Below are 14,041 nucleotides of genomic sequence, written 5' to 3' on the forward strand. Positions count from 1 at the left end.
CGGACGCGACCCGGCCGACGACGATCACACCAGCGTCTGCTGCCACGCCGCGTGGAGCTGCGCGAACTTGCCCCTGCCCGCGATGAGCGCGGCGGGGGCGTCGTCCTCGATGATGCGTCCGTGCTCCATCACCAGGACGCGGTCCGCGATCGCGACCGTCGACAGGCGGTGGGCGATGATGATCGCGGTGCGGTCCGCCAGCAGCGTCTGCAGCGCCTCCTGGATGAGCCGTTCGGACGGGATGTCCAGCGATGCCGTCGCCTCGTCGAGGATCAGCACCGCCGGGTCGGCGAGGAACGCGCGCGCGAAGGAGATGAGCTGGCGCTGCCCGGCCGAGACGCGCCCGCCGCGCTTGTTCACGTCGGTGTCGTACCCGTCCGGGAGCGCCTCGATGAACGCTTCGGCGCCCACCGCCCTGGCGGCGGCACGGATCTCGTCCAGCGTCGCGTCGGGCTTGCCGAGGGCGATGTTGTCCGCCACCGTGCCGCTGAACAGGTAGGCCTCCTGGGTGACCATGACGATCGCGCGGCGCAGGTCCTTGGGGTGCAGCGAGCGCAGGTCCACGCCGTCCAGGGTCACCGCGCCCTCGGTCGGGTCGTAGAACCGCGACACGAGCTTGGCGAGGGTCGACTTGCCCGCGCCCGTGGTGCCCACCAGCGCCACGGTCTGGCCCGCGGGGATGTCCAGCGAGAAGTTCGGCAGGATCGTCTTGTCGCCGTTGTACCCGAAGGTCACCGCGTCGAACCGGATCGCACCGCGCGCCTCCCAGAGGTCGACCGGCTTGTCCGGATCGGGGACGCTCGGCTCCTCCTCGAGCACGCCCGAGACCTTCTCCAGCGCGGCGGTGGCCGACTGGTAGGAGTTCAGGAACATGGCGATCTCCTGCATCGGCGCGAAGAAGTTGCGCACGTACAGCACCGCCGACAACAGGACGCCGACGCCGAGGGCGCCGGTCGACACCCGGATCCCGCCCCAGAGGACGACCAGACCCAGCGTCAATGCCGCCACGCCCATCAGCCCGGGCTCGAACGTCCCGAACAGCACCATCGACCGGCGGTTGACGTCGCGGTAGTCCCCCGCGAGGCGGCGGAACGTCGTGTCGTTGCGGGGCTCCTTGCGGAACGACTTCACGGCGCGGATGCCGGTCATCGTCTCGACGAACTGCACGATCACCTTCGCGCTGACGACGCGCGACTCGCGGTACACCACCTGCGAGCGGGTGTAGAACCAGCGCATCAGCAGGACGAGCGGGATCCCCGCCACGGCCAGGATCACGCCGGACTGCCAGTCCGCGATCACGAGGGCGATGAAGGTGAACACGCCGAAGAGCACGCCCGAGACCAGGTTGTTGAGTCCGCCGTCGAGGAGCTCGCGGATCGAGTCCAGGTCGCTCGTCTGCCGCGAGATGATGCGGCCCGATGTGTAGGACTCGTGGAACTCCAGGCTCAGCCGCTGGGTGTGCAGGAAGATGCGCTTGCGCAGGTCCAGCAGCACCGCCTGGGTGATCCGGGCCGCCATCACGACGTACCAGCCGATGAGCGCGGAGCCGGTGAGTCCCGCGAACAGGTAGACGACGCTCACGAGGATCGTCGGGCCCCAGCTCGCGCTCTCCAGGAGCGCGGGCAGCGCGCGGTCCAGCCCGATGCCGATGAGGATCGGCCCGGACACCTGCAAGGCGGTGGACACCACGAGGACGATCGCGGCCATGGCGATCCGCACCCGCAGCGGGTGGATCAGTGAGCCGAGCAGCCGCAGGGAGCGACGGCGGATCGCGCGGCTCTCCTCCCGCGTGAGCTGGGAGCGGTCCTCGTCCCGTGTTCCGGTGATCGCAGTGGTCATGCCTGCACCTCCTTCTCGGTGAGGGTCTGTTCGTTCTCGTCGGCGGCGTCCTGGACCGCGGCCGTGGCGACCGGGGGCTCGCCCCCGACGATCGGGATCGCCCCGGTGCGCACGGCCTCCTCGGCCTCCAGGCTGGAGATCACGTGACGGTAGTGCGCGCTCGTGCGCAGCAGCTCGGTGTGCGTGCCCACGGCGGTGATCCGACCGCGCTCGAGCAGCGCGACCCGGTCCGCCAGCGCGACGGTGGACGGGCGGTGCGCCACGATGAGGGCGGTCGTCTCCGCGAGGACGTGGCGCAGGGCCTCCTCCACCAGGGCCTCGGTGTCGACGTCCAGCGCCGACAGCGGGTCGTCCAGCACCAGCACCTTCGGGGCTGCGGCGACGGCGCGCGCCAGCGCCAGACGCTGGCGCTGGCCGCCGGAGAGGCTCAGCCCCTCCTCTCCGATGACCGTCTCCGTGCCCTCGGGCAGGGTGTCGACGAACCCGGCCTGCGCGACCTCCAGCGCCTCGCGCAGCACGCGCTCGGCCTCCTCGCTGTGCAGCTCCAGGTCCGCACGTCCCAGCAGGACGTTCTCCCGGACCGTCGCGGAGAACAGCGTCGCGTCCTCGAAGGCCATCGCGACGTGCGTGCGCAGTTCGGTCAGGGTGAGGTCGCGGACGTCGACGCCGTCGAGGGTCACCCGCCCGCCCGTCACGTCGTAGAGACGAGCCGGCAGCGTGGTCAGCGTGGTCTTCCCGCTGCCGGTGAGCCCCACCAGCGCCATGGTCTCGCCGGGCTCCAGCACCAGGTCGATGCCGTCGAGCAGATCGCGCTCCCCGTCGCGGGCGTCCTGGTAGCGGAAGTGCGCCCCCTCGAACGCCAGCCGGCCGCGCGGATCGCGGATCGTCTGCGGCGTCTCCGGGTCGGTGATCGTGTTCGTCTCGGAGAAGATCTCGAACACTCGGTCGGTCGCCGTGCGCGCGTCCAGAAGGAACGAGAACAGGAACCCGATCGACTCGATCGGCCAGCGCAGCACCGTCGCCATCGCGAAGAACGCGAACAGCTGCGGCAGTTCGATCGCGCCCTGGAAGATCAGCCAGATGCCCGACAGCAGGCTCAGGCCGAACGCGATCTGCGGCATCAGGTCCAGCCAGAACCAGATGGTCCCGACCGCACGGGCCTTGCTCATCTCCGTCTCGCGGAGCGTCTCGGCCTGGGAGCTGAAGCGCCGCAGGGCGTGGCGGCCCCGACCGAACGCCTTCAGGACGCGGATGCCGTGCACGCTCTCCTCGACGCTCGTGGCGAGGTCTCCGGCCTGGTCCTGACTCCGGCGGGTCAGCACGCCGTAGCGCTTCTCGAAGAGGTAGCCCTGGATCCACATCGGGACGCCCGTCACGAGGAAGATCGTGCCCAGCAGCCAGTGCCACTGGAACAGCAGAACGGCGCCGATGACGATCGTGAGGATGTTCACGACCAGCAGGATCATGCCGAAGGCGATCCAGCGTCGGATGAGGTTGATGTCCTGCATCATCCGGCTCAGCAGCTGGCCCGAGCCCCAGCGGTCGTGGAAGGCCACGGGCAGCGTCTGCAGGCGCGCGTAGAGCTCCGAGCGCATCTGGTACTCGACCTCGGTGGCCGGGGTCAGCACGAACCAGCGGCGCAGCCACACCATGACGGCCTCGCCGACGCCCAGGGCGAGGATGGCGAGGGCGCCCAACGCGATCGGCCACGGCTCACCCGACTGGACGGGGCCGCGCACGATCTGTTCGAGCACGATCGGGATCATCAGGGCGATGACGGCCGCGCCGAGCGCGCTCAGCGCGCCGCCGACGAGCCGGCCGATGATCGGGGCGATGAAGGGCTTCAGCCGCCAGAGCGCGGCAGTGGTGGACAGGGACGACGAAGACGTGGAAGACATGATTCTCAGCAGCGACGATGACGAACGGAGGAGGGGAAGGGGGAACGACGGATGCGATGCATCCGCGAGAAATGACGCAGGCCGTGCGGCGGGGGCTCTATCCCAGAACGAGGATGACGGAGCCCTGAACGGGAGCGTAGGCCGGGGCGGGGACATCGCGGGTGATCGACGCAAGGGTGATCGTGGGCATGACATCCTCCTGGAGCTCGGCGTGATCGAGCCGGTCGGCGCGACAGCCCACCAGCCTATTGCTGGGAACCGGCTGAAAGCAACAGGAATTCCCGATCAGCCCCGATCCGACAGCCGGACCGCCCCCCGGTCGTTGAGCGAGGAGCGACGCGCCCAGACGAAACGCCGCCAGCCCCGGGTCACCGCGTTTCGACTCGCGGAGACCCGCGCTGAGCGAGCGAAGCGAGTCGAAGTGTCGCTCAACGACCGAGAACCGCCACCGGTCGTTGAGCGAGGAGCGCAGCACCGAGACGAAACGGCGCCAGTTCCCGAGTCACCACGTTTCGACTCGCTCCGCTCGCTCAACGACCGACGGGATCCCTCAGCGGGCGGCCTCCCGGGCGAGCAGACGCTCCTTCACGTCAAGCCCCCAGGCGAACCCGCCGAGCGATCCGTCCGTGCGCAGCACGCGATGGCACGGCACGAACAGCGCGGGCGCGTTCCGGGCGCAGATCGACGCGGCGGCACGGACCGCGCGCGGGTTCCCGAGCTCGGCGGCGAAGGCCGTGTAGGTCAGCGGCTCGCCCGGGACGATGCGCCGCAGCAGGTCCCACCCCGCGCGCTGCAGACCCGTGCCGTACTGGCTCACGGGCACGTCGTCGATCGCGGCGAGCTCGCCCGCATAGTAGGCGGCCACGGCTTCGCCGGCGGCCGAGCCGCCGTCGCGGACCCGCACGTCGGTGGGGCGGTGCGCGGGCGAGAGGCGGGCCAGGATGCGGTCGTGATCGGCGCTCCAGCCGGCGACGAGCACGCGGTCCGCGTCGTCGGAGAGGATGGTGAAGGCGCCGTCGGGGGTGTCGACGGTCTCGATGGAGGCGGACATGGACGTTCCTTTCGTCATGCGCGGACGGGGTCGGACGAGGCGGACGCACGGCGCGTCGGCCGGACCGGCGCCGCGCGCCAGAGGTGAGCGGTCAGATAGCTGCGCCAGGGCGCCGTGCGGGCGGCCCAGCGGTCGAGGCCGGCCGGATCCGCGGGGATCCCGGCGACGGCCGCACCGGAGCGGACGGCCACGTCTCCGGGAAGGATGACGTCCGGATCGCCGAGGATGCGCATCCGCACGTAGTCCGCCGTCCACGGGCCGATCCCCGGCATCGCCAGGAGGGCGGCGCGCTGCTCGGCGCCGTCGTCGCCGAGCGTCAGCGTCAGCGAGCCGTCGGCGAGCGCCGCCGCGGTCCCGGTCACCGCGCGGATGCGGGCCGCAGGTCCGCGCAGCACCTCGGCGCCGCGTTCCGCGATCGCCGCCATCGTCGGGAAGAGCACCCCGGCGTCCTCGCCCTCGCCGACCCGCTCGCCGAGGGCGTCCGCGAGCGCCGTCAGCGCCGTTCGCGCTGCCGCGACCGTGATCTGCTGGCCGATCATGGCGCGGATCAGCATCTCGTGCGCATCGATCGCACCGGGGACCCGGATGCCCGGAGTCGCCGCGATCAGCGGGGCGAGCTCGGCGTGGCCGGCGAGCGCGGCGTCCACGGCCTGCGGATCCGCGTCCAGGTCGAACAGGCGCCGGGCCCGCGCGACGAGGGGCGCGAGATCGGAGAGGTGAGTCAGCCGGGCGCGCAGGCGCATCCGGCCGTCCGCCGCCCGGCGCAGCTCGAACCAGGCCGGTCCCGCGTCGAGGCGGACGTGCCGGGCGAAGGACTCCTCCCCCGCCGCCTCCATGCCCGGAAGCGCCCTGGCCCGCATCCACGCGAACAGGCCGTCCGCGTCGAACGGCTCACGGTGCGGGAGGACGAGCTCGATCTCACCCGGAGCCGACGCGGCGCGGGCGGCGGCGTCCGTCCCTCGGCCCGGCGCCGGGCGCCGGGCGCGCAGCTCTCCCGGCGCGAGCCCGAAGACCTCGCGCACCGTGTCGTTGAACTGACGGACGCTGGCGAAGCCTGCGGAGAAGGCCACATCCGAGATCGGCAGATCGGTCCCGACGAGGAGCATCCTCGCCGTGTGGGCACGGTGGGCGCGAGCGAGCGCCAGGGGGCCCGCACCGAGCTCCGCCGCGAGCAGCCGCGTGAGGTGCCTGCTCGAGTATCCGAGGCGACGGGCGAGGCCGGGGACCCCCTCCCGCTCGACGACCCCGTCGGCGATCAGCCGCATCGCCCGGGCGGCGAGATCGCCGCGCACGTTCCATGCGGGAGAGCCGGGCGCGGCTTCGGGGAGGCATCGCTTGCAGGCGCGGTAGCCCGCCTCGTGGGCGGCCGCGCTCGTCGGGAAGAACGTCACGTTCGCCGGCTTGGGCGTGCGCGCCGGGCAGCTGGGCCGGCAGTAGATCCCCGTGGAGCGCACCGCCGTCACGAACTGGCCGTCGAAGCGGGTGTCCCGGGCGCTGATCGCACGGTACCGCTCGTCGAAGGTCATCACCGGGAGGCTCATCGTGTCCTCGTCGGTCGTCCTGTGCATCGCATGCGTCCAGCCTGGCATGTCCGAAAACCGCCTGCTCGCGGAAATCGGACATCGCGGTGCGCGGTGGCTCCGGCGGCTAGGCGGGGCCGGCCTCGTCGTCCAGGGCGTGCCGCGTCGTCGGGATCGGGGCGGTGAGGGGTCTGCCCTCCCGCAGCAGGCGCCGCTTGCGCAGCTGCCACAGGATCGCGAGCAGGACGAACCAGACGGGCGTGGCGAGGAAGGGCAGACGCGTGTCCTCGCCGAACACGAGCGTGGCTGCGATGAAGACGAAGAACCCGAGCACCATCCACGGGGTGACCCGGGACAGCGGCATCCGGAACCGCGACGCCGCGTGCCGCTCGGGGTGTCTGCGGCGGTAGACGATGTAGCTGACGACGATCGACCCCCAGGTGAACAGCACCAGCGTCGCGCACACCGAGGAGACGAACGTGAAGGCCGCGACGACCCCGTCCCCCGCGAACAGCAGCGGGACCGCCGTGAACAGGAACACGCACGTGAAGAACACCGAGCGCAGCGGCACCCCGCGTCGGTTCGTCGTCGCGAACGCGAGCGGGGCGTGGCCGTCCTGGGACAGCCCGAACAGCATGCGCGTTCCGGAGTAGATACCCGAGTTCGCGCTGGAGGCGGCCGAGGTGAGGACCACGAGGTTGATGACGACCGCGGCGATCCCGAGACCGGCGTAGAGCAGCGTCGTGACGAACGGGCTCTCGTCCGGCCTGATGCGGTCCCATGGGGTGATGCTCATGATGATGGCGAGCGCCCCGATGTAGAAGATCAGGATCCGCACGACGATCGAGTTGATCGCCTTGGGCAGCGAGCGCCGCGGGTCCTTGGTCTCGGCGGCGGCCGTGCCGACGAGCTCCACACCGATGAACGAGAAGATCCCCATCTGGAAGCCGAGGATGAACCCGCTCAGGCCGAACGGGAACAGCCCGCCGTGCTCCCAGAGGTTCGCGACCGATGCCGACGTCCCGGTGTCCGGGTTCTGGAAGCCCGTGGCGATGAGGACGGTCCCGGTGACGATGAGCGCCAGGATCGCGATGATCTTGATGAGCGCGAACCAGAACTCGACCTCGCCGAAGTACTTCACCGGCTGCAGGTTCAGCAGCGTCAGCGCGACACAGGCGATCAGTGCGGGGATCCAGGCCGGGATCGCGGGGTTGAAGAACTTCACGTACCCGGTGATGGCGATGATGTCGGCGACGCAGGCCACGACCCAGGAGAACCAGTAGGTCCACGAGACGAAGAAGCCCGCCCACGGCCCCAGCATGTCCTTGGCGATGTCGCCGAAGTTCTTGTAGTGCAGGTTCGACAGCAGCAGCTCCCCGAGCGCTCGCATGACGAAGAAGATCATGAAGCCGATGACGAGGTAGACCAGCAGCACCGCGGGCCCGGTCACGCTGATCATCTTCCCGGACCCCATGAACAGGCCGGTGCCTATCGCGCCGCCGATGGCGATGAGCTGCAGATGGCGGTTGCTGAGCCCGCGGGCGAGCCCCTCGCCGGTCGTCGGCTCGGTCTTCACGGTCATGCGCTCACTCCTTCGTGATGCGGAACGGGGAGCCTTCAGAGGGTACCCCGGGGATCCAGGTGGATACCCGCGACCATGCAGCGGACCGACCCTCCTGCCAGCTCGATCGGCCCCACGTCGATCGGGAGCAGCCGGCAGGACTCCGCGATCGCGCGGCGCTGAGACGCGGTGAGGGCGGCGTGACCGGTGGCCGAGATCGCCAGCACCCGCTCGTCGTCCCGGCCGCGCAGCTCGATCGCGTTCGCCGCGAAGGAGGCGACCTGCTCGCGGGTGAGGCGGACCACCGTGCGGCCGCTCTCCTCGATCCGGCGCACGATCTCCTCCCGCCGCGCCGCGGGGACGATCGTCTCCGCACCGACCAGCGCGACATCGGTCCCGATGCACATCATCACGTTGGTGTGGTAGATCGCCGTCCCCTCGGCGTCGACCGCGTCGAACACGACCGGCTCGTAGCCGAACACCGTGCAGAACCGCTCGACCAGCAGCGGGTCGCAGCGATGCGAGCGCACCGCATAGGCGATCCGTGAGACGTGGTCGAGGACCATCGCCCCCGTGCCTTCGAGGAACAGGTCGTCCTGTTCGAGCCCGGAGTAGTCGATGACCTCCTGGACCCGGTAGGCCTGCTTGAGGAAGTCGACGACGTCCGCCCGGCGCTCCCCCCTCCGGTTCTGCGCGTACATGGGATACAGGGCGACGCGGCCGCCTGCGTGGGTGGAGAACCAGTTGTTCGGGAAGACGCTGTCCGGGTGCGCGTCGCCGGTGTCCTCGAAGAGGTGCACCGCGACCCCCGCCTCCGTCAGGGCGTCCGCGACCCTCGTCGTCGCGTCGTACGCGGCACGGGCCACGTCGTGATCGGCGGTCTGCTGGAAGGAGTTGTCCGCGGCGGTCTGCGGGTTCGGGCGGAACCGATGCGGGCGCACCATGACCACGGCACGGGGCGCCTGCGCCGAGATCGCGCTCACACCGGGGCCCCGACCGCCGCGCCGGCGGCCACGAGCGCGAACAGGTCCTTGGGATCCGCCGGATCGGCGATGAGGTCGACGTCCGCGTAGTAGTCGGTGCCGTCGAGGGCGCCGGCGAGGTGACGCAGGGCGGAGAAGTCCTCCAGGGCGAAGCCCACGGAGTCGAAGACCGTGATCTGGTCGGGCGAGGTACGGCCCGCGGCCTCTCCGCGCAGCACCCGCCAGAGCTCCGTCACCGGGTGGTCCGCCGCGAGCTGCTGGATCTCCCCCTCGATCCGCGTCTGCGGCGGGAACTCCACGAACACGTCGGCGCGCCGCAGGATCGCCGCGTCGAGCTCGGTCTTGCCCGGGCAGTCCCCGCCGATCGCGTTGACGTGCACGCCGGGGACGACCATGTCGTCGGTGAGGATGGTCGCGTACGTCTTGTCGGCCGTGCAGGTCGTGATGATCTCCGCGCCGCGCACGGCGTCGGCCGCGCTGCCGGCACGAACGACGTCGAACCCGAGCGGGCGGATGTTGCGCTCGAACACGTCCATGGCGTGGGGGTCCGTGTCCCAGATCCGCAGCCGCTCGATCCCGAGCAGGCGCCGGAAGGCCAGCGCCTGGAACTCGGACTGGCTGCCGGTGCCGATCATGGCCATGGTCGTGGCGCCGGCCGGTGCGAGCACCCGGGCGGCGACCGCGGAGGTGGCGGCGGTGCGCAGCGCCGTGAGGATGGTCATCTCGGCCCAGAGCGTCGGGTACCCGCTGTCGACGTCCGCGAGGACGCCGAAGGCGGTGACCGTCTGCAGCCCTCGCGCCGGGTTCGTCGGATGCCCGTTGACGTACTTGAAGCCGTACGTGCGGTCGTCGCTGATCGGCATGAGCTCGATGACGCCGACGTCCGAGTGGCTCGCGACCCGCGCGGTCTTGTCGAACGCGGGCCAACGGCGGAAGTCCTCCTCGATCGTCCCGGCGATCCCCGCGATCGCGGTCTCGATCCCGGTGTCGATCACCCAGCGCTGCATGTTCGGCACGTCGACGAAGCGGACCATCCCGCCCCCTTTCTCCTCGGTCCTTCCACGGTAGGAGGCGGTCATCATCACTTTCAATCAGCAGTGTGGATCATTTCTACGACTGGTTAACCATTATGCGCAGCAGTGTCGTACATTGTGCTCATGCAGGATCTCGACGACCTGGACCGGCGACTGCTGTCGCTGCTCCGCGCCAACGGGCGGGAGTCCGTGGCCGACCTCTCCCGGACGCTCGGGGTCACCCGGGCGACCGTCGACAGCCGCATGCGCCGGCTGACCGAGAACGGGGTGATCGTCGGCTTCAGCGTGCGCGTGCGCGACCCGGCCACCGCGTCGGTGGTCCGCGCGATCATGCTCATCGCGGTCGAGGGCCGCAACACCGGGGACGTGATCCGGAGTCTGCGCGGCGTCCCGCAGATCGCGGCGCTGCACACGACGAACGGCCGCTGGGACCTCGTCGCGGAGATCAGCTGCGAGAGCCTCGCGTCGTTCGACGCGACCCTCGGCACCATCCGCGGGATCGAGGGGATCCGCGACAGCGAGACGAGCATCCTCCTCAGCTCCGCCACACCCTGAGCGCGGTGGCGCCGGGCGCGGCGGAGCCGGACGAGGCGTCAGTGGAAGAAGTGGCGCTCGCCCGTGAAGAACATCGTGACGCCGGCCTTGCGCGCGGCGTCGACGACCTCGCCGTCGCGCACGGATCCGCCCGGCTGCACGATCGCGGTGATCCCCGCGTCGATGAGGACCTGGGGACCGTCGGCGAAGGGGAAGAACGCGTCCGATGCCGCGACCGAGCCCGCGGCCCGGTCGCCGGCCCGCTCCACCGCCAGACGGCACGAGTCCACGCGGTTGACCTGGCCCATGCCGACGCCGACCGTGGCGTTCCCCTTCGCGAGCACGATGGCGTTGGACTTCACCGCGCGGCAGGCCTTCCAGGCGAAGATGAGGTTCTCCATCTCGGCCTCGTCGGGGCGCTCGCCGGACACCAGCTCCCAGTTCTTCGCGACCGAGAAGATGTCGTCGGGGAACCGGTCGGCATCCTGGAGGAGCAGGCCCCCCGAGACGAGGCGCACGTCCATGCGCTCCTGCTGCCAGTCCTCGGGAAGCTGCAGCAGACGGAGGTTCTTCTTGGCCTTGAAGACCTCCAGCGCCGCCGGCTCGAACGCGGGCGCGACGATGACCTCGGTGAAGATGTCCTTGAGGTTCTCCGCCATCTTCAGCGTGACCGTCCCGTTGGCCGCGATCACGCCGCCGTAGGCCGACACCGGGTCGCACTCGTGCGCGCGCAGGTGCGCGCTGGCGATGGGGTCCAGGGCGTTCGGGGCCGTCGTGGCGATGCCGCACGGGTTCGCGTGCTTGATGATCGCGACCGCCGGCAGCACCATGTCGTACGCGGCGCGCAGAGCGGCGTCCGCGTCGACGTAGTTGTTGTACGACATCTCCTTGCCCTGCAGCTGGGTCGCCTGCGCGATGCCGTGCCCGCCGACGCGCGTGTAGATCGCCCCGCGCTGGTGGGAGTTCTCGCCGTAGCGCAGCGTCGCCAGGCGCTCGGCCTTGATCGTCAGGTGGGCCGGAAGGTCCTCGCCGTCGCCGAGCGTCCCCTCCGTGAACCACTGGGCCACGGCCGAGTCGTACGTGGCCGTGTGGGAGAACGCGCGCGCGGCCAGTTCGCGCCGCTGGACGAGGGAGGTGCCCCCGGCGCCCACGGCGTCGATGATCGCGGGGTAGGACTCCGGCGAGACGACGATCGCGACGTTGGCGTAGTTCTTGGCGGCGGCGCGGACCATGGCCGGGCCCCCGATGTCGATCTGCTCCACCACGTCGTCGCCCTCGGCTCCGGAGGCCACCGTCTCGACGAACGGGTAGAGGTTGACCACGACGAGCTCGAACGGCGCGATGCCGAGCTCGGCGAGCTGGCGCTCGTGGTCCTCGAGGCGCAGGTCCGCCAGCAGCCCGCCGTGGACGCTCGGGTGCAGCGTCTTGACCCGCCCGTCGAGCATCTCCGCGACGCCGGTCACCTCGGCGACGTCCGTCACCGCCAGCCCCGCCTCGCGGATCGTGGCCGCGGTGGACCCGGTCGAGACGATCTCCACGCCCGCGTCCGCGAGGGCCTGGGCCAGCGGCAGCAGACCGGTCTTGTCACTCACCGAGACGAGCGCGCGACGGATCGGGACGGCGTCACGGGAGCGGTACAGCGACGGGTCGTGGCGGGGGCCGGCCATCAGGGGGTCCTTCCGGGTCGGGGGCGGTGTGCGGCGGAACGGGGATGACGGAGTCAGGAGGGCGCGGTGGTGCGCGCGGCAGCGAGGTCGATCTCGCCGGTGGCGATCCGGCGCACGACGTCGATGAGGAGGCGTCGTTCGACGGGCTTGATGCGGTCGTGCAGCACGTGCTCGGTGTCCCCCGGCAGCACCGGGATGCGCTCCTGCGCGAGGATCGGCCCCGTGTCCACCCCGTCGTCGACGACGATGACGCTGGCGCCGGTCTGTGAGACGCCGGCCGCGAGCGCGTCCCGCACTCCGTGCGCACCGGGGAACTCCGGCAGGAACGCAGGGTGGGTGTTGATGATGCGCGGCGCCCAGGCGGCCACGACCGACGGCGGCAGCAGACGCATCAGGCCGCTCAGCACCACGAGGTCGGGCTCCCACACGCGCAGCTGCTCGTCGAGCTCGGCGCCCCACGCCTCACGGGAGTCGTGCGCGCGCCACGGCACCGTGAAGGAGGGAATCCCGAACTCCTCGGCGTGGGCGAGGCCGTCGGCCTCGCGGTCCGCCCCGACCACGACGATGCGCGCCGGGTAATCGGGGTCGGCGGCCGCATCGAGCAGGGCACGGAGGTTCGAGCCGGTGCCCGAGATGAGAACGGCGACCGAAAGCACGCGTTCAGTCTAGCCGCGCGGATCCTCGCGCCCGACCTCGTCCGCGCCGAGCAGCTCCTCCGCACGGAGCTCGTCCCGATGACGCGGACCGAGCAGCAGGATGCCCGCGCCGACGAGGACCTCGATGCCGACCGCGAGGGCGACGGGTCCCGCGTCGGGACCGACCTCGGCGAGGCGGCCCGGCCCGATCGAACCCGACGACAGCACGGCGAGGAGCGCCGCGCCGCCGGCGGCCAGCACCGCGATCGCCAGCGCCGTCGTCGCCTGCGGCAGCACGTCGGGCTCGTTCCCGGCCGAAGCCTGGCGCGAGCGGATGATCCATCCCGCCAGCGCGCCGGCGCCGATGGGGATCAGCACGACGACGAGCATCCAGGGAGAGGTCGCCTCGGGGAGCAGTCCCAGCATCGGTATGCCGGGGACGACGCCCAGCTCGGTGCCGGCCGGCGACACGGCGGTGCCGGTGCCGAGCGCGAAGCCGGGACCGGCCAGCCACGCCACCGCCCAGCAGACGAGGGTCGGCAGGTAGGCGAGCTGGCCCAGGCTGATCGCGGTGACCCCGAGGCCGTCCACGCGAAGGGCTTCGAAGAGGGCGACGACCTCGCCGCCGCGCAGCAGCGCCGCCACGGCCACGGCGAGCGCCGCCGAGCCGACGAGGGCGACCAGCGCGGCGCTCGCGCCGCGGACGGCGTCCCCGGGAACGCCCGCCCAGTCGCCCGCGGCGTCCACCCGGTCGTGCACGGCGTCGACGATCCCGCCGTCCCCGTCGATCCACGCCGTCGCCACGGCGCCGGCGAGCGCCCCGCACAGGTAGGTCAGGGCGGGGAAGATCACGCCGAGGGCCCACGGCGTGGTCGCGACCGCGCCGACGCCGGTGAGCACGACCAGCACCGAGATCGCGGTGAAGGTGAGCACCCCGGCGACCACTCCCGACGGCCACGAGCCGGCGGAGGCCGCCCGACGGCCCGAACGGGCGGCGAAGATCGCGGTGAAGGCGAGGAACAGCAGGGGTGCCAGCGACACGACGAACGACGCCGCCTCGGGGGCGATCCCCACCTCGCGCACGACCGCATCGGGGAGGGCGAGCGAGACCGGCACGCCGTGCCCGAGCTGCCACAGGGTCGACGTGGTCGGCCAGAGCGCGCCCCAGTCCGCGTCGACGCCGAACGCGACGATCCAGGCGACGGTCAGAGGTGCCAGCAGGAGCGCGAGCCCCACCGCGGCGGCGACGGCCGCATCGACGGCGGCGAGGAGCACGATGAGGACGCGAGGCATGACCCCCTGAGCCTACGGGCTCCGGC

Annotated in this window: 11 protein-coding genes; 1 reads left to right on the plus strand and 10 read right to left on the minus strand. The window is 71.4% G+C overall.

All coding sequences use genetic code 11. The features are described from left to right. Positions 1–24 precede the first annotated feature (24 nt). The 7 genes from K8F61_RS08870 to K8F61_RS08900 all read right to left on the minus strand — a co-directional run bounded on the left by K8F61_RS08870 (position 25) and on the right by K8F61_RS08900 (position 9,886). On the minus strand, positions 25–1,839 hold the full coding sequence (locus K8F61_RS08870; RefSeq protein ID WP_231821387.1) for an ABC transporter ATP-binding protein: 1,815 nt from the start codon (positions 1,837–1,839) through the stop codon (positions 25–27). Beyond that, the gene (locus K8F61_RS08875) at positions 1,836–3,737 is read right to left on the minus strand and encodes an ABC transporter ATP-binding protein (RefSeq protein WP_231821388.1); all 1,902 of its coding nucleotides are present in this window, start codon (positions 3,735–3,737) and stop codon (positions 1,836–1,838) included. The genes K8F61_RS08870 and K8F61_RS08875 overlap by 4 nt, the downstream gene beginning before the upstream one ends. Before the next feature lie 550 nt (positions 3,738–4,287). Continuing rightward, positions 4,288–4,788 (minus strand): methylated-DNA--[protein]-cysteine S-methyltransferase, encoded by a 501-nt coding sequence (locus K8F61_RS08880; RefSeq protein WP_067243800.1) that lies wholly within the window; start codon positions 4,786–4,788, stop codon positions 4,288–4,290. Between the two features lie 14 nt (positions 4,789–4,802). Beyond that, positions 4,803–6,329 carry an AlkA N-terminal domain-containing protein gene (locus K8F61_RS08885; protein ID WP_231821534.1) on the minus strand — a complete coding sequence of 509 codons (1,527 nt, stop codon included), beginning with the start codon at positions 6,327–6,329 and terminating at the stop codon, positions 4,803–4,805. Positions 6,330–6,435: 106 nt separating this feature from the next. Beyond that, a complete protein-coding gene (locus K8F61_RS08890) occupies positions 6,436–7,890 on the minus strand; it encodes an amino acid permease (RefSeq protein ID WP_231821389.1) in 1,455 nt (484 codons plus the stop codon). A gap of 35 nt (positions 7,891–7,925) precedes the next feature. Then, complete coding sequence (gene ctlX, locus K8F61_RS08895; RefSeq protein ID WP_219086468.1) at positions 7,926–8,852, minus strand: citrulline utilization hydrolase CtlX; 927 nt, start codon at positions 8,850–8,852, stop codon at positions 7,926–7,928. Next, the gene (locus tag K8F61_RS08900; protein ID WP_231821390.1) at positions 8,849–9,886 is read right to left on the minus strand and encodes an ornithine cyclodeaminase; all 1,038 of its coding nucleotides are present in this window, start codon (positions 9,884–9,886) and stop codon (positions 8,849–8,851) included. Before K8F61_RS08900 ends, ctlX begins: the two co-directional genes overlap by 4 nt. A 123-nt stretch (positions 9,887–10,009) precedes the next feature. Here K8F61_RS08900 and K8F61_RS08905 point away from each other — a divergent pair, with 123 nt between their 5' ends. Further along, positions 10,010–10,441, plus strand: a complete 432-nt coding sequence (locus K8F61_RS08905) for an Lrp/AsnC family transcriptional regulator (protein WP_219086466.1) — start codon at positions 10,010–10,012, stop codon at positions 10,439–10,441. 38 nt (positions 10,442–10,479) lie between these two features. Here the strand turns inward: K8F61_RS08905 and purH are convergent, their stop codons facing one another. The 3 genes from purH to K8F61_RS08920 are packed head-to-tail and all read right to left on the minus strand — an operon-like array spanning position 10,480 to position 14,015. Then, positions 10,480–12,087, minus strand: a complete 1,608-nt coding sequence (purH, locus tag K8F61_RS08910; RefSeq protein WP_067243811.1) for a bifunctional phosphoribosylaminoimidazolecarboxamide formyltransferase/IMP cyclohydrolase — start codon at positions 12,085–12,087, stop codon at positions 10,480–10,482. Positions 12,088–12,140: 53 nt separating this feature from the next. After that, positions 12,141–12,743: a phosphoribosylglycinamide formyltransferase gene (purN, locus tag K8F61_RS08915; protein ID WP_231821391.1), complete on the minus strand. Its 603-nt coding sequence runs from the start codon at positions 12,741–12,743 to the stop codon at positions 12,141–12,143. A gap of 9 nt (positions 12,744–12,752) precedes the next feature. Beyond that, positions 12,753–14,015, minus strand: a complete 1,263-nt coding sequence (locus tag K8F61_RS08920) for a cell division protein PerM (protein ID WP_231821392.1) — start codon at positions 14,013–14,015, stop codon at positions 12,753–12,755. Between the last annotated feature and the right edge of the window lie 26 nt (positions 14,016–14,041).

The organism is Microbacterium resistens (assembly GCF_021172025.1).
Classification (GTDB): Bacteria; Actinomycetota; Actinomycetes; order Actinomycetales; family Microbacteriaceae; genus Microbacterium; species Microbacterium resistens.